Here is a 15,352-nt window from a genome sequence, read left to right as displayed (position 1 = left end):
CCCGGAAGCACGGAAGGCGCCCCTGGGGACGCCTTCCGGTACCGCGTGCGGGGGTTACGGCAGGTTGCGCGCCATCACGATGCGCTGGACCTGGTTGGTGCCCTCGTAGATCTGGGTGATCTTGGCGTCGCGCATCATGCGCTCGACCGGGTAGTCGCGGGTGTAGCCGTAGCCGCCGAGGAGTTGGACGGCGTCGGTGGTGACCTCCATGGCGACGTCCGAGGCGAAGCACTTGGCGGCGGCGCCCAGGTAGGTCAGGTCGGCGTCGCCGCGCTCGGAGGCGGCGGCGGCCTGGTAGGTGAGGGCGCGGGCGGCGGAGATCTTCATCGACATGTCCGCGAGCATGAACTGGATGCCCTGGAAGTCGGCGATCGCCTTGCCGAACTGCTTGCGCTCCTGGACGTAGCCCTTGGCGTAGTCGAGGGCGCCCTGCGCGACACCGAGCGCCTGGGCGGCGATGGTGATGCGGGTGTGGTCCAGGGTCTTCATCGCCGTCATGAAGCCCGTGCCCTCCTCGCCGATCATGCGGTCGGCGGGGATGCGGACGTTGTCGAAGTAGACCTCGCGGGTCGGGGAGCCCTTGATGCCGAGCTTCTTCTCGGGGGCGCCGAAGGAGACGCCCTCGTCCGACTTCTCGACCACGAAGGCGGAGATGCCCTTGGAGCGCTTGGCCGGGTCGGTGACGGCCATGACCGTGTAGTACTCGGAGACGCCCGCGTTGGTGATCCAGCGCTTGACGCCGTTGAGGATCCAGTGGTCGCCGTCGCGGACCGCCTTGGTCTTCATGCCGGCCGCGTCCGAACCGGCGTCCGGCTCGGAGAGGCAGTACGAGAACATCGCGTCGCCCTTGGCCAGCGGGCCCAGGTACTTCTTCTTCAGCTCCTCGGAGCCGGAGAGGATCACCGGGAGCGAGCCCAGCTTGTTCACCGCGGGGATCAGGGAGGAGGAGACGCAGGCGCGGGCCACCTCCTCGATCACGATGACCGTGGCGAGCGCGTCGGCGCCGGCGCCGCCGTACTCCTCCGGGACGTGCACGGCGTGCATGTCGTTGGCCACCAGGGCGTCGAGGGCCTCCTGCGGGAAGCGGGCCTCCTCGTCCACCGCGGCGGCGTACGGCGCGATCTTCGCCTCGACCAGGGAGCGGACGGCGTCGCGGAGCATGTCGTGCTCCTCGGACGGGCGGTACAGGTCGAAGTCAGCCGATCCGGCCAAGGTCTCTCACGCTCCAAAGACGCAGTGCTGATGACGCATCACGGACATTACAAACGCTAATTACCGTTAAGTAACTCAAATTTTAGGGCCCTGGCCCCGACTCGCCTACGTGAGGTTGGCGACAGCGGGAAAGTTGCCCCCCGACCGGCCCGGCTATGCTCGGGCCCGCACGAGAGAATCCCCGAGCTGGAGCGCGTTCATGAGCCTGAAGATCACCGTGATCGGCACCGGGTATCTCGGCGCCACCCACGCAGCGGCCATGGCCGAGCTGGGATTCGAGGTGCTGGGCCTGGATGTCGTACCCGAGAAGATCGCCCTGCTGGAGCGCGGCGAGACCCCGATGTACGAGCCGGGGCTCGAGGAGCTGCTGCGCCGGCACGTGGCCGGGTTCGAGGGATCGACCGGGCGGCTGCGCTTCACCACCGACTGGGCCGAGGTCGGCGCCTTCGGCGATGTGCACTTCGTGTGTGTGAACACCCCGCAGAAGCACGGCGAGTACGCCTGCGACATGTCGTACGTCGACTCCGCGATCGCCTCTCTCGCCCCGCATCTGCGCGGCCCGGCCCTGGTGGTCGGCAAGTCCACGGTGCCGGTGGGCTCGGCCGACCGGCTGGCCGCCTACCTCGCCGAGCACTCCCCCGCGGGCGGCGACGCCGAGCTGGCCTGGAACCCGGAGTTCCTGCGCGAGGGCTTCGCCGTCGAGGACACCCTGCACCCGGACCGGATCGTGGTCGGGGTGCGCGGCGAGCGGGCCGAGAAGCTGCTGCGCGAGGTGTACGCGACGCCGATCGGCGAGGGCACCCCCTTCGTCGTCACCGACTTCCCGACCGCCGAGCTGGTGAAGACCGCCGCCAACTCCTTCCTCGCCACCAAGATCTCCTTCATCAACGCGATGGCGGAGGTCTGCGAGGCGGGCGGCGGCGACGTGGCCAAGCTGGCGGAGGCGATCGGGCACGACGACCGGATCGGCAGCAAGTTCCTGCGCGCCGGGATCGGTTTCGGCGGCGGCTGCCTGCCCAAGGACATCCGGGCGTTCATGGCCCGCGCCGGCGAGCTGGGCGCGGACCAGGCGCTGACCTTCCTGCGGGAGATCGACTCCATCAACATGCGCCGGCGCGGCCAGATGGTGGAGATGGCCCGTGAGGCGCTGGGCGGCGGCTCCTTCCTCGGCAAGCGGGTCGCGGTGCTCGGCGCCACCTTCAAGCCCGACTCGGACGACGTCCGCGACTCGCCCGCGCTGAACGTGGCGGGCCAGATACACCTCCAGGGCGGCCAGGTGACCGTGTACGACCCGAAGGGCATGGACAACGCCCGGCGGGTCTTCCCGACGCTGGGGTACGCCGAGACGGCCCTGGACGCCGTGCGCGGCGCGGACGTCGTACTGCACCTGACCGAGTGGCGCGAGTTCCGCGAGCTGGACCCGGAGCGGCTGGGCGCGGTCGCGGCGGCGCGGGTGCTGCTCGACGGGCGCAACACCCTCGACCCGGAGCTGTGGCGCCGGGCGGGCTGGACGTACCGGGCGATGGGGCGGCCCACCGCCTGACGGGCGGACGCCCGGGAGACCCGGGGAAGCGGCGCTGGTTCGGCCGAGGCTCAGTCGGCCGAACCGGCGCCGTCTCGCATTTTGCCCCAGGCCCCTGTGACCCAGGGGGCCGACTTCCCGCGTTTTACGCCCCCTTGGCCCGGTACCGCCGCATCTTCTCGCGCGCCCCGCAGACCCGCATCGAGCACCAGCGGCCGCGTCCGGCGGGGCTGCGGTCGTAGTACGCCCAGTGGCAGGTCGCGGCCTCGCACGCCTTGAGCCGCATCCAGGTGCCCGCCGTCAGCGCCTCGGCGACGGCGGCGGCGACCCGGGAGAGCAGCGAGCCGTCCGCGGCGGGGGCGAGGACCGCCGAGCCGTCCCTCTCGTCCACCGCGACGTACAGCGGGGCGCGGGCCAGCAGTTCGCCGAGCGGCGTGACCGGCCGGTGCGGCGGATGCCCGGCGTGGGCGAGCAGGGCGGCCCGCAGCGACTCCCGCAGCTCCCGCGCCCCGGCCAGCTCCCCCTCGGTGATCCCGAGGCGCCCGCGCCCCTCCCCGGTGTCCAGCGAGTCGGTGCCGTCCGCCAGGTCCACGGTGTTGACCAGGGACTCCACCAGGGCCAGGCCCCCGGGAGCGGCCGATCTCTCAGTCATGCTTGCGACGTTACCCCTTGTCCGGGAGTATGGGGTCACCGTTACTGGTTACCCGTGTCTACGGGTAACAGAAGGAGGTCGTCATGGCTCTCGCCGAGCTGGGTGCGGTGGTCCTGGACTGTCCCGATCCCGACGCGCTGGCCGGTTTCTACGCGGCCGTGCTCGGCGGCACGGTCGAGCGGGAGCAGGACGGCCGCTGGGTGGACCTGAAGGTGCCCGGCGGCCGGGCGCTGGCCTTCCAGCGGGCCGAGGGGCACACCCCGCCCCGGTGGCCGCGCGCCGGGAGCGACGGCCAGCAGTTCCACCTGGACCTGACCGTGCCGGACCTGGACGCGGCGCAGGAGGGCGTGCTGAAGCTGGGGGCGACGCTCCTGGACGCCGGGGAGCCCGGCCGCACCTGGCGGGTGTACGCCGACCCGGCCGGGCACCCGTTCTGCCTCTGCGCCTGCTGAGACCGTCCCCCCGAGGAGGAGAAACATGGCGTCCGTCGCCCATTTCCGCAATGTCGTGCTCGACTGCCCCGACCCGCGCGCCCTGGCCGCCTTCTACGCGGCGGTGGGCGGGGGCACGCCCGTGGCCGAGGACGACACCTGGGTCGTGCTCCAGGTCCCGGGCGGTCCCCGGCTGGCCTTCCAGCGGGCCGAGGGCCACACCCCGCCCGAGTGGCCGCGCGCCGACCACAACGGCCAGCAGCTCCATCTGGACTTCGACGCGGGCAGCACCTGGGCGGAGATGGACACGGCCCATGAGCGGGTGCTGGCGCTCGGCGCCCGCACGCTGGACGCGGAGGACCGCGAGAAGAAGGACTTCGTGGTGTACGCCGACCCGGCCGGGCATCCGTTCTGCCTGTGCCGGATCGAGCACCGGTAGGGCGCACCCGCCGGGACGGCGAAGGGGCGGGGCGGCCGACCGGCCGCCCCGCCCCTTTCACAGCGTCGCGCGTCAGCCGTCCAGCGACTCGATGGTCGCGTTGGACGGCGCCTGCTTCGACCGCAGGTCGCGGGCCACGTCCTCCGCCGCGCCCAGCACCCGTACCGCGTTCTGCCAGGTGAGCTTGGCGAGGTCGGTCTTGGACCAGCCGCGGTCCAGCAGCTCCGCGAGGAGGTTCGGGTAGCCGGAGACGTCGCTGAGGCCGTCCGGGGTGAAGGCCGTACCGTCGTAGTCGCCGCCGATGCCGAGGTGGTCGATGCCGGCGACCTCGCGCATGTGGTCCAGATGGTCGGCGATCACCGGCACCGTGGCGACGGGGCGCGGGGTGCGCTCCTCGAAGGCGCGGTGCACCTTCATCGCCTCGGCGGTGGTGTCCAGGTGGTGCAGGCCGTGGGCGCGCATGTTCTCGTCGGCCGCGGCCGTCCAGTCCACGGCCGCCTGGAGCACGAACTTCGGTACGAACGTCACCATCGCGACACCGCCGTTGGCGGGCAGCCGCTCCAGGACGTCGTCCGGGATGTTGCGGGGGTGGTCGCAGACCGCGCGGGCCGAGGAGTGCGAGAAGACCACCGGGGCGGTGCTCGCGTCCAGGGCGTCGCGCATGGTGGACGGCGCCACGTGCGAGAGGTCGACCAGCATGCCGAGCCGGTTCATCTCGCGGACCACCTCACGGCCGAACGCGGTCAGGCCGTTCGCCCTCGGGGTGTCGGTCGCCGAGTCCGCCCAGTCCACGTTCGAGTTGTGGGTGAGGGTCATGTAGCGCACGCCGAGCGCGTACAGACCGCGCAGGGTGCCCAGCGAGTTGGCGATGGAGTGGCCGCCCTCGGCGCCCATCAGGGAGGCGATACGGCCCTCACCGCGGGCCGCCTCCATGTCGGCGGCGGTCAGCGCGGGCGCCAGGTCCGCCTGGTAGCGGTCCAGCAGCTGCCGTACGCAGTCGATCTGCTCCAGCGTCGCGGCGACCGGGTCCGGCTGCTCGGCCGGCACGTACACCGACCAGTACTGGGCGCCGACGCCGCCCGCGCGCAGCCGGGGGATGTCGGTGTGCAGGTGCTCGTGCTGGTGGCCCGCGATGTCCAGGCGGTCCAGGTCGTAACCCGCCTTCTCGCGCAGCGCCCAGGGCAGGTCGTTGTGGCCGTCGACCACGGGGAACTCGCGCAGCAGGGCGCGGGCCTCGTCCAGATGCGTCACGGCGCTCACTTCCCGAAGCCGAAGCCGCCGGCGCCCTCGACCTTGGAGCGCAGCCGCTTGCCCTTCTCGGTGGCCTGCTCGTTCAGCTCGTGCTGGAAGTCGCGCATGCGGTGCAGCAGGTCCTCGTCGTGCGTGGCGAGGATGCGGGCCGCGAGCAGCCCGGCGTTGCGGGCACCGGCGACGGAGACCGTGGCGACGGGGACGCCGGCCGGCATCTGCACGATCGACAGCAGGGAGTCCATGCCGTCGAGGTACTTCAGCGGCACCGGCACGCCGATGACCGGCAGCGGGGTGACGGAGGCGAGCATGCCCGGCAGATGGGCGGCGCCGCCCGCCCCGGCGATGATCGCCTTGAGCCCGCGGTCGGCGGCCTGCTCGCCGTACGTGATCATCTCGCGGGGCATCCGGTGCGCGGAGACGACGTCGACCTCGTAGGCGATCTCGAACTCGTCCAGGGCCTTGGCGGCGGCTTCCATGACGGGCCAGTCGGAGTCCGACCCCATGACGATGCCAACAACGGGGCTCATTCGGTGATGGTGCCTCTCAGGTAGCCGGCTGCGTGACGGGCGCGCTCCAGCACGTCGTCCAGGTCGTCGCCGTAGGTGTTGACGTGTCCCACCTTGCGGCCGGGCTTCACGTCCTTGCCGTACATGTGGATCTTGAGCTTGGGGTCGCGGGCCATGCAGTGCAGATACGCGGAGTACATGTCCGGGTAGTCGCCGCCCAGCACATTGACCATCACGGTCCACTTGGCGCGCGGGCGCGGGTCGCCGAGGGGCAGGTCGAGGACCGCGCGGACGTGGTTGGCGAACTGCGAGGTGATCGCGCCGTCCTGGGTCCAGTGGCCGGAGTTGTGCGGGCGCATCGCCAGCTCGTTGACGAGGACGCGGCCGTCGCGGGTCTGGAACAGCTCGACGGCGAGATGCCCGACGACGTCCAGCTCCTTGGCGATGGTGAGCGCCAGCCGCTCGGCGCTCAGCGCCAGCTCCTCGTCCAGGTCGGGGGCGGGGGCTATGACCGTGTCGCACACGCCGTTCACCTGGCGGGACTCCACCACCGGATAGGCGACGGCCTGGCCGTGCGGGGAGCGTACGACGTTGGCGGCGAGCTCGCGGACGTAGTCGACCTTCTCCTCGGCGAGGACCGGCACGCCCGCCCGGAACGGCTCGGCGGCCTCCTCGGCGGAGCCGACGACCCACACGCCCTTGCCGTCGTAGCCGCCGCGGACGGTCTTCAGGACGACGGGGAAGCCGTCCGCCCGTCGCCCGCCACCGCCCTCGTCGGAGGGCACTGCGGGCCCGCCCCTTCGGAGTTCGTCCGCAAACCGCACCACGTCATCGGGATCGGCGACGATCCGGTGCCTGGGGCACGGGACGCCGATCGCGTCGAGCCGGGCCCGCATCACGCCCTTGTCCTGGGCGTGCACGAGCGCGTCGGGGCCGGGGCGGACGGGGATGCCGTCCGCCTCCAGGGCCCTGAGGTGCTCGGTGGGCACGTGCTCGTGATCGAAGGTGATCACGTCACAACCGCGCGCGAACTCGCGCAGCGTGTCCAGATCGCGGTAGTCGCCGATGACGACATCGCTCACGACCTGCGCCGCGGAATCCTGAGGGGTGTCACTGAGGAGCTTGAACCTGATGCCCAGCGGGATGCCCGCCTCGTGCGTCATACGCGCGAGCTGACCACCGCCGACCATGCCGACTACCGGGAACGTCACACCTACAGCGTATCGGCCACCGGGACCGGCCGGATCGCGTCCCTCCGCGCCGGCCCCGCCCGCGCCCGTTCCGGGCTCTTACCCGCCGCTTTCCGGCCTCTTTCCGACCTGTTTCCCCGCACTGGCCTGGTCCTCAGGCGGCGGGCCCCGCGCGCCGCTAGCATGGCCCAGTTGACCAAAACCTACCGACGGGAGCTGCAACGCCATGGAACAGCGTTCCTCGGGGCTGCAACGGCTCGTGGGCGAGATGGCCAAGTTCGGCGCCGTCGGCGGTGCCGGTGTCCTGGTGAATCTGGGCGTGTTCAACCTGGTCCGGCACGTTTCGACGCTGCCGGTGGTGCGCGCCAGCATCATCGCGACCGTGGTCGCCATCGTCTTCAACTACGTCGGCTTCCGCTACTGGACGTACCGGGACCGTGACCGCAGCGGCCGTACCAAGGAACTCACGCTGTTCCTGTTCTTCAGCGCGATCGGCCTGGTGATCGAGAACGGCGTGCTCTTCCTGGCCACCTACGGCCTCGGCTGGGACAGCCCGCTGGAGAGCAACGTCTTCAAGTTCCTCGGCATCGCCGTCGCGACCCTGTTCCGGTTCTGGTCGTACCGCACCTGGGTGTTCCGGGCGCTGCCCGCGCAGGAGGCCGAGTCGATCCTGGCGGCGGAGTCGCACCGATCCCCTAGCGAGCCCGAGCCGAGGACGCAGCGGGTTCCCTGACCGCTGCCCGGCTCAGCGGACCGCAGACACGCACGAGGGCCTGCCCGCCGTACCGCTCAGCGGACGGTGGGCAGGTCCTCGTCCGTCTTGCGGGCGGGGGGCGTGCGGGAGAGGAACAGGCCGAAGATCGGGGGCTGGGACTGGAGCAGCTCCAGGCGGCCGCCGTCGGCCTCGGCGAGGTCCCGGGCGACGGCGAGGCCGATGCCGGTGGAGTTGCGGCCGCTGATGGTGCGCTCGAAGATCCGCGCCCCGAGGTCGGCCGGCACCCCGGGCCCCTCGTCCGTGACCTCGACCACGGCCTGGTTGCCGGTGACCCGGGTGCGCAGGGCGACGGTGCCGCCGCCGTGCATCAGCGAGTTCTCGATCAGCGCGGCCAGCACCTGGGCGACCGCGCCCGGGGTGCCCACCGCCTGGAGGTGCCGCTTGCCGGAGCTGACGATGGCCCGGCCCACGTTGCGGTAGGCGGGCCGCCACTCGGCGAGCTGCTGCTGGATGACCTCGTCCAGGTCGAAGGTGACGGCGGAGCCGGTGCGCGGGTCGCGGGAGTTCGTCAGCAGCCGCTCGACGACGTCGGTGAGCCGCTCGACCTGGGTCAGCGCGACGTTCGCCTCCTCCTTCACGATGTCCGGGTCATCCGTGAGGGTGATCTCCTCCAGCCGCATGGACAGCGCGGTGAGCGGGGTGCGCAGCTGGTGGGAGGCGTCGGCGGCGAGCCGCCGCTCGGCGGTCAGCATCCGCGCGATCTTCTCGGCGGAGGAGTCCAGCACATCGGCGACCCGGTCCAGCTCGGGGACGCCGTAGCGCTTGTGCCGCGGGCGCGGGTCGCCCGAGCCGAGGCGTTCCGCGGTGGAGGCGAGGTCGGTCAGCGGGGAGGCGAGCCGGTTGGCCTGGCGCACCGCGAGCAGCACGGCCGCGACCACCGCGAGCAGCGCCACCAGGCCGATGATCAGCAGGGTGCGGCCGACCTCGCGGGTGACCGCGGAGCGCGGCTCCTGCACGGTGACGGTCTCGCCCTCCTCGCCGTGCTGGGTGGCGTGGATGACGTCGCCGACGGGCCGGGTGCCGATCTCGATCGGCGTCCGGCCGGGCATCTCGATCACCGCGTACTGCTCTTTGCTGACCGGGTTGCGCAGCGCGTCGGCGTTGACGTTCTCCGCGGCCAGGATGCGGCTGTCCACGATGCTGGCCAGCCGCGCCGCCTCCGACTCCACCCGCTCCTGGGCACTGTTGGTGATGGTCCGGGTCTCGACGATCACCAGGGAGACGCCGAAGACGGCGATCACCACGAGGACGACGGCGAGGGTGGATTGAATGAGACGTCGACGCATGTTCCGTTACCTGAGGTGACCGCCGGACCCCGGTCGGGGCTCAGCTCTTCTCGAAGCGGAAGCCCACGCCCCGGACCGTGGCGATGTAGCGGGGGTTGGCCGCGTCGTCGCCGAGCTTCTTGCGCAGCCAGGAGATGTGCATGTCGAGGGTCTTGGTGGACGACCACCAGGTGGTGTCCCAGACCTCGCGCATCAGCTGGTCGCGCGTCACCACGCGGCCGGCGTCGCGCACCAGCACCCGCAGCAGGTCGAACTCCTTGGCGGTGAGCTGGAGTTCCTCGTCGCCCATCCACGCGCGGTGCGACTCCACGTCGATGCGCACGCCGTGGGTGGCCGGCGGCTGCTGCGGCTCGGCGGCGCCGCGGCGCAGCAGGGCCCGTACGCGGGCGAGCAGTTCGGCGAGGCGGAAGGGCTTGGTGACGTAGTCGTCGGCGCCCGCGTCCAGGCCGACGACGGTGTCCACCTCGTCGGCCCGCGCGGTCAGGATGAGGATCGGCACGGTGTGGCCGTCGGCGCGCAGCCGGCGGGCGACCTCCAGGCCGTCCATGCCGGGCAGGCCGAGGTCGAGTACGACCAGATCGACGCCCCCCTGCATTCCGGCGTCGAGCGCGGTGGGTCCGTCCTCGCGCACCTCGACCTCGTAACCTTCCCGGCGCAGGGCGCGGGCCAGCGGCTCCGAGATGGACGCGTCGTCCTCGGCGAGCAGTACACGGGTCATGAGGTGATGGTAGACCGCCCACGTGCGGTGCCGGGGTGTGATCGGCTCCCGGGATTCTTACCTGGGGTGCCCCGCGGTACGAACCATCACCTGTGGGATGCGATCGTAGAAGGGGCCTTCGAATTCCGTCGCGCGGTTCCCTCGACACCTGTGATCCGCGTCTCAAGTCCTTCCATACCGGGCGGTGTCCTGACGTACAGTGACGTGAACGCCTGTAGTACACCCGGGGACCTTTGGCGGGCATTGACGCTGAAGGTCCTTCTTGTGTGCGGGCCGGTCGGGTCCGACCGGCCTTGAAAGGAATGACCTCTGGCCGGGCTCCGGACGCATCGTCGCGTCACGGAGCGTGGATCCCGGTGGTCGCCGTCCACCGCTTCGTGATCCGGAGCGGACTCCCCCCGGGCGTTGGGGGCGGACGACCGACCCCGCCGGTGCCGGCCGCTACCCCCACCGGGCGCGCAACGCTCCATCGCGCGTCCCGACCAGCAAGGAACGACCATGGCGTCCAGCCTGACGAAGGACTCGGTCCACCCGGGCACCCCCGGCACCGAGAAGACCTTCTTCGGCCACCCCCGCGGCCTGGCCACTCTGTTCATGACCGAGATGTGGGAGCGGTTCTCCTACTACGGCATGCGGGCCCTGCTCCCCCTCTACCTGGTGGCCCCGGGTGGTCTGCACCTGTCCGCGGGCACGGCGACGGCGATCTACTCCGTCTACCTGTCGCTCGTGTACCTGCTCGCGCTGCCCGGCGGCTGGGTCGCCGACCGGCTCCTCGGCCCCCGTAAGACGGTCGCGGTCGCGGGTCTGATCATCATGCTGGGCCATCTGTGCCTGGCCCTGCCGGCCGCCGCGAGCTTCTTCGTCGGCCTGGTGCTGGTCGCCATCGGCTCCGGTCTGCTGAAGGCCAACATCTCCACGATGGTCGGCCACCTGTACGACGGCCCGAAGGACCCGCGCCGCGACGGTGGCTTCACGCTCTTCTACATCGGCATCAACCTGGGCGCGTTCGTCGCTCCGCTGGTCATCGGCACCATCGGTGAGAACGTCAACTGGCACTTCGGCTTCGCGCTGGCCGCGCTCGGCATGGCGCTGGGTCTGACCCAGTACCTGCTGGGCGGCCGCCACCTGAGCGAGCAGAGCAAGGTCGTCCCGACGCCGATGACGGCCCAGGAGAAGGCCACCACCCTGCGCAAGGGCCTGATCTGGCTGGCCATCGCCGCGGTCTTCTACGGCATCGTCGGCTTCACCGGTCACTTCACCCTGAACTGGGCGCTGATCCCGCTGACCCTCATCGGTCTCATCGTGCCGATCCTGGTCATCGGCCGGATCCTGCGCGACAAGGACCTCGACGGCGAGGAGCGCTCGAAGGTCCGCGCGTACGTCTGGTTCTTCGTGGCCGCCGCGGTCTTCTGGATGATCTACGACCAGGGCGGTTCGACCCTGTCGCTGTTCGCCGATGCCTCCGCCAAGAACACGATCGCCGGCTGGAACTTCCCGGTCTCCTGGTACCAGTCGGTCAACCCGGTCATGATCATGGCCCTCGCGCCGGTCTTCGCCTGGCTGTGGCTGTGGCTGAACCGGAGCGGCAAGGAGCCGAGCACGATCGTGAAGTTCTCCTCCGGCCTGGTGCTGGTCGGCGCTTCCTTCTTCGTGTTCCTCGCCCCGCTGTCCATCGCGCAGGACGGCCACAAGGCCGCGGCGATGTGGCTGGTCGGCATCTACTTCCTGCAGACCGTCGGTGAGCTGACGCTGTCGCCGGTGGGTCTGTCGGTGACGACGAAGATGGCGCCGAAGAAGTACGCCTCGCAGATGATGGGCGTCTGGTTCCTCGCGGTCACCGCGGGCGACTCCGTGACCGCGTTGCTGTCGAACCCGGCGGTCGGCGGGGTGAACCTGGACAAGATGGGCTTCGTGATGCTGGAGGCCGTCCTCGCGGTGCTCGCCGGTGTGGCGGTGTGGATGTACCGCGGCAAGGTGAACAAGCTGATGGGCGACGTGCGCTAGTCGCTGGGACTTGGCCGAGAGGGCCGTCGCACCCCGGGTGGGTGTGGCGGCCCTCTCGGTTTTCCGCGGGGTTCCCCGCGCCCCCGAAAGACACAGGTTGGCTAGCGCGTCCGGCGTCGTGGCATGAAGGTGAAGATCGCGGTGCCCAGGAGGGTCGCCGTGCCCGCCACCAGGCCCAGGGCCTTCAGGGTCTCGTGGTCGTTCGCGCCCGTGTCGGCCAGGCCGCCGGAGGTGGAGCCCGTGGTGGAGCCCGTGGTGGTGGCTCCCGTCGAGCCGCCGGAGGTGGAGGATCCGCCCGAAGTGCCGCCCGGCTGACCGCTCGTGTCCAGGGTGAGGGAGACCTGTGTGGCGGCCGGGGTGCAGGTGGTCGTCGTGCCCAGGGCGTTGATCGTCAGGACGCCCGGGGAGAGGGTCGAGGAGCCGGTCGCGCCGGGTTTGTAGGTGCCGGTGAGGTCGGGGATCGCGATGGGGTCACCGGACTTGATGGGGGCGGCGTTGGCGGGGCCCGCCACAGGGACCGTGCCCTTGTCCGCGCCGCCGACGACCACCTCCATGGACGGCTTCACGGAGCCCGCGGGGATGTCGGCGGGGCTGTCCATCACCGACTTCTCGAAGCGCACGGTGAGGGCGTAGTCCCCGCCGTTCCTCCTCGCGTCGATCCGCACCGGCGAGGTGGCGCTCTTGTCGCCGATCGGGGTCTTGCACGCGTAGGGGATCCGCACCTCCTTGCCGGTGAAGTCGCTCTGGCCGGTGCCGCCCGTCGTGGACGGGGTGGGGGTAGGGGTGAGCGTGGCGGTGGGGGTCGGCGTCGGAGTGGGCGTGGGGGTGGGGGTGGGGGTGCCGTCCGCTGCCGTCACCTTGATCGTCGCCGACTGCTGAACCGTCTCCTTCGGAGTGCACTTCGTGTCCGTCGACATCGCGTTCACCGTGTACGCGTCCGGCGTCAGCGTCACCTCCCCCGGCGCCGTCAGCTTCACGCTGCCCTTCATGTCGGACAGCACCATCGGGGCGCCCTTGGGGATCGCGGGGTTCTGCCGCGTCCCCCGCATCGCGATGTCGGCGGTCTGCGCGCCGGCCGCCTTGAGCACGCCCGAGGGCTGCACCGAGTTCGCGGGCAGGCCGATGATGTCCGGGTTCCTGGACGCGGCCGCGACGAACTTCCACACGATGTCCACCGTCTCGCCCGCCTTCGCCGTCGCGGGCGCGGTGATCTCGACCTTCGTCGTGCCGTCCACGGGGCTGATGCCCGCGGGCGGCACACAGTGCGTGGCGTAGGCCACGGTCGCCGCCTGCGCGGGTGTCGCGGCCAGGCCCAGCAGGGCACCCGCGCCGCTCAGCACCAGCGCGGCGCCCACCGCCGTACCTCTCCTTCGCATGCTCACGTGGGTCCCTTCCTGGTGGGAGCCGTACGGGGGGTCGTACGGCTCGTCGGGCTGTCGTCGTGCGGTGCGGAGAGCGGGCCGGGTGCCGTGCCCGGGGTGAACCACGGGAGGGCGGCGGCCGGGGGTTCGGGAGGCGGTGAGGTCTTCGCACGGCGGGCGGGGCGCGGGGTGCGGGGGCGCGGGGTGCGGGGGCCGGCCGGGCGGCGGGGGCGTACCCGGTCGACCACCGCCATCCCGGCGCGGAACAGGGCCGCCGGTACGACCAGGCAGAGCAGGATCCAGAAGAGGGTCACGCCCCAGGGCCGGCCCACGCCCCAGGGCTGTTCGGCGAGGAGCTTGCCGTCGTACTTGAGGGAGACGGTGTAGTCGCCGTGCGCCCCGGCGGACAGTTCCACCGGCAGCTCGATCCGCGCCTTCTTCCCGGGCGCGAGGGTGCCGTGCCACTGCCGGTCGTCCCACTCGGGGGCGAACACACCGTGCGCGGTGCCGACATGGAAGACCGGGTCCTTGACGGGCGTGGTGCCGAGGTTGCCCGCGGTGAAGACCAGGGTGCGGCCCGGCGGGGCGCCGAACCAGGTCAGCGGGGAGCCGGAGCCGGTCAGCCGGGTGTCGGAGAGGATCGCCAGGCGCCCGCCGGAGGGCTCGGCGGGCAGCGGGGCGACGGGGTGCCCGGCGACGTCGAGGACGGCGTCCGCCTGCGCCGGGGTGCCGGTGACCGTGGCCACGTGCACCACACAGGGGCAGGGCACGGGCGGCTCGGCCACCGGCAGCTTCCTGGCGAAGGCGCCCCGGGCGTCGGTGGTGACGGCGCGGCCGTCGGCGTTGGCACAGGAGTTGGTGCCGCCGACGACACCCCGGGACGGCGTGGCCCGGCCGCAGACCAGCAGCATCAGCAGGGTGCGCGGGCGCCAGCCGGTGCCGTGGACGGTGACCGAGCCACCGGTCCCGGCCTGCGCCGCGGACAGCCGTACGGCCGGTCCGCCCGCCGCCGTCGCGGGGCCCGCGAGCGGCAGCAGGAGCAGCGCCGCGAGGGCCAGGACCACGATCCGCCTCACGCTGCCGCTCCCGTCGACTCGGCCTCGCGGGAGAGGGTTTCGCGCTTTCCGGTACGACGTCTGCGCCGCCGGACGAGGACAGCGGCCGTCGCCGCCGCGACCCCGGCGAGGGCGCCGAGCGTGCCCCGGGGCACGAAGGTGACCGCCGTGGCCGCCGTGGCGTGCGCCCCGCCCGCCGTCACCGTCAGCCGTACGCCGACGCGGTCCAGGAAGGGGCGGCCGTGCCACGGCTCGCCGAAGGTGCGCCGGGTGCCCGGGGCCAGCCGGACGGGCAGGGGGCGCGGGGCGCGGTCCAGGACCCGCCCGAAGGTGCCTTCGGCGCGCACCGCGAGGGTCGGTACGAGCACGGTCGTACCCCGGTTGACCAGCTGGTACGTGATGCCGTCCGGGTGGAGGGCCACCTGCTCGACGGTCAGCGCGGCGAGCCGGGGCCCGGCGATCCGCAGCCGTACCGGGACGCTCGCCGTACGGCCCGCGCCGTCGCGCGCCTCGATCGTGCCCGAGCGGTCGCCGGGCGCGGAGCCGGACGGCACGGACACGGTGAAGGGCACCTCGGCGCGGGTGCGGGCCGGGACGGTGAGCGCGGACCTGGCGAGGACGACCGGCAGACCGGTGCCGCGCAGCCGTACCGTCACCGGGGTGCGGGCCGGGTTGGTCACGGCGACGGTGTCCTGGAGGGCGGTGCCGGGGGCGCCCTCGGCGTAGAAGGACGGGCGGGGGCCGCCGACGGGCGCGAGGGACCAGCCGGCCGGGCGCGCGGCGGCGGGCGACGCGGTCGCGGTGGCGGGCGACACGGTCGCGGTGGCGGGCGACGCGGCGGCGGCGGTGGCGGGCGACGCGGCGGCGGTGGCGGGTGACGCGGTGCCCAGCAGCGTCAGCGTCATCAGCAGGGGCGGTCCGAGGGCGCGTACGGCGGACGGCATGGGCGG

15 protein-coding genes are annotated in these 15,352 nt (G+C 72.1%); 5 read left to right on the top strand and 10 right to left on the bottom strand.

What is annotated here, in order from left to right:
• Positions 1–54: 54 nt before the first annotated feature.
• Complete coding sequence (locus tag QHG49_RS21165) at positions 55–1,212, bottom strand: acyl-CoA dehydrogenase family protein (protein WP_037660888.1); 1,158 nt, start codon at positions 1,210–1,212, stop codon at positions 55–57.
• A gap of 199 nt (positions 1,213–1,411) precedes the next feature.
• On the opposite strand from QHG49_RS21165, the gene QHG49_RS21160 reads away from it, so the two are divergent.
• Positions 1,412–2,755: a UDP-glucose/GDP-mannose dehydrogenase family protein gene (locus QHG49_RS21160; RefSeq protein WP_145488971.1), complete on the top strand. Its 1,344-nt coding sequence runs from the start codon at positions 1,412–1,414 to the stop codon at positions 2,753–2,755.
• Positions 2,756–2,879: 124 nt separating this feature from the next.
• Here QHG49_RS21160 and QHG49_RS21155 read toward each other — a convergent pair whose 3' ends face one another.
• Complete coding sequence (locus QHG49_RS21155) at positions 2,880–3,386, bottom strand: CGNR zinc finger domain-containing protein (protein WP_301490708.1); 507 nt, start codon at positions 3,384–3,386, stop codon at positions 2,880–2,882.
• An 83-nt stretch (positions 3,387–3,469) separates the two neighbouring features.
• Here QHG49_RS21155 and QHG49_RS21150 point away from each other — a divergent pair, with 83 nt between their 5' ends.
• Positions 3,470–3,838: a VOC family protein gene (locus QHG49_RS21150; protein WP_301490707.1), complete on the top strand. Its 369-nt coding sequence runs from the start codon at positions 3,470–3,472 to the stop codon at positions 3,836–3,838.
• A 25-nt stretch (positions 3,839–3,863) separates the two neighbouring features.
• Positions 3,864–4,256: a VOC family protein gene (locus QHG49_RS21145; protein ID WP_159701972.1), complete on the top strand. Its 393-nt coding sequence runs from the start codon at positions 3,864–3,866 to the stop codon at positions 4,254–4,256.
• Positions 4,257–4,328: 72 nt separating this feature from the next.
• Here QHG49_RS21145 and QHG49_RS21140 read toward each other — a convergent pair whose 3' ends face one another.
• From QHG49_RS21140 to QHG49_RS21130, 3 genes are read right to left on the bottom strand one after another with little or no spacing between them, the layout of a single operon-like run.
• A complete protein-coding gene (locus QHG49_RS21140; protein ID WP_145489099.1) occupies positions 4,329–5,507 on the bottom strand; it encodes a dipeptidase in 1,179 nt (392 codons plus the stop codon).
• A 5-nt stretch (positions 5,508–5,512) separates the two neighbouring features.
• Complete coding sequence (purE, locus tag QHG49_RS21135; RefSeq protein ID WP_159701975.1) at positions 5,513–6,034, bottom strand: 5-(carboxyamino)imidazole ribonucleotide mutase; 522 nt, start codon at positions 6,032–6,034, stop codon at positions 5,513–5,515.
• Positions 6,031–7,224, bottom strand: a complete 1,194-nt coding sequence (locus QHG49_RS21130; protein ID WP_145488980.1) for a 5-(carboxyamino)imidazole ribonucleotide synthase — start codon at positions 7,222–7,224, stop codon at positions 6,031–6,033. Before QHG49_RS21130 ends, purE begins: the two co-directional genes overlap by 4 nt.
• Positions 7,225–7,429: 205 nt before the next feature.
• On the opposite strand from QHG49_RS21130, the gene QHG49_RS21125 reads away from it, so the two are divergent.
• Positions 7,430–7,936 (top strand): GtrA family protein, encoded by a 507-nt coding sequence (locus QHG49_RS21125; protein WP_145488982.1) that lies wholly within the window; start codon positions 7,430–7,432, stop codon positions 7,934–7,936.
• A 56-nt stretch (positions 7,937–7,992) separates the two neighbouring features.
• Here QHG49_RS21125 and QHG49_RS21120 read toward each other — a convergent pair whose 3' ends face one another.
• Together QHG49_RS21120 and QHG49_RS21115 are read right to left on the bottom strand one after the other, a co-directional pair.
• On the bottom strand, positions 7,993–9,264 hold the full coding sequence (locus QHG49_RS21120; RefSeq protein WP_301490705.1) for an ATP-binding protein: 1,272 nt from the start codon (positions 9,262–9,264) through the stop codon (positions 7,993–7,995).
• A gap of 40 nt (positions 9,265–9,304) precedes the next feature.
• Positions 9,305–9,982: a response regulator transcription factor gene (locus QHG49_RS21115; RefSeq protein WP_020940464.1), complete on the bottom strand. Its 678-nt coding sequence runs from the start codon at positions 9,980–9,982 to the stop codon at positions 9,305–9,307.
• 498 nt (positions 9,983–10,480) lie between these two features.
• Between QHG49_RS21115 and QHG49_RS21110 the strand changes: the two genes are divergently transcribed.
• Positions 10,481–11,986, top strand: a complete 1,506-nt coding sequence (locus tag QHG49_RS21110; RefSeq protein WP_159701978.1) for a peptide MFS transporter — start codon at positions 10,481–10,483, stop codon at positions 11,984–11,986.
• Between the two features lie 101 nt (positions 11,987–12,087).
• On the opposite strand, the gene QHG49_RS21105 is transcribed toward QHG49_RS21110, so the two are convergent.
• The 3 genes from QHG49_RS21105 to QHG49_RS21095 are packed head-to-tail and all read right to left on the bottom strand — an operon-like array spanning position 12,088 to position 15,346.
• Positions 12,088–13,362 carry a hypothetical protein gene (locus QHG49_RS21105; protein ID WP_301492870.1) on the bottom strand — a complete coding sequence of 425 codons (1,275 nt, stop codon included), beginning with the start codon at positions 13,360–13,362 and terminating at the stop codon, positions 12,088–12,090.
• A 2-nt stretch (positions 13,363–13,364) separates the two neighbouring features.
• A complete protein-coding gene (locus QHG49_RS21100) occupies positions 13,365–14,423 on the bottom strand; it encodes a hypothetical protein (RefSeq protein ID WP_145488991.1) in 1,059 nt (352 codons plus the stop codon).
• The gene (locus QHG49_RS21095; RefSeq protein WP_301490693.1) at positions 14,420–15,346 is read right to left on the bottom strand and encodes a hypothetical protein; all 927 of its coding nucleotides are present in this window, start codon (positions 15,344–15,346) and stop codon (positions 14,420–14,422) included. The genes QHG49_RS21100 and QHG49_RS21095 overlap by 4 nt, the downstream gene beginning before the upstream one ends.
• Positions 15,347–15,352: the final 6 nt, after the last annotated feature.

This window comes from Streptomyces sp. WP-1, assembly GCF_030450125.1.
Classification (GTDB): domain Bacteria; phylum Actinomycetota; class Actinomycetes; order Streptomycetales; family Streptomycetaceae; genus Streptomyces; species Streptomyces incarnatus.
Note: the sequence above shows the minus strand (reverse complement) of the source record. Positions and strands in the feature narration are given on the sequence as shown.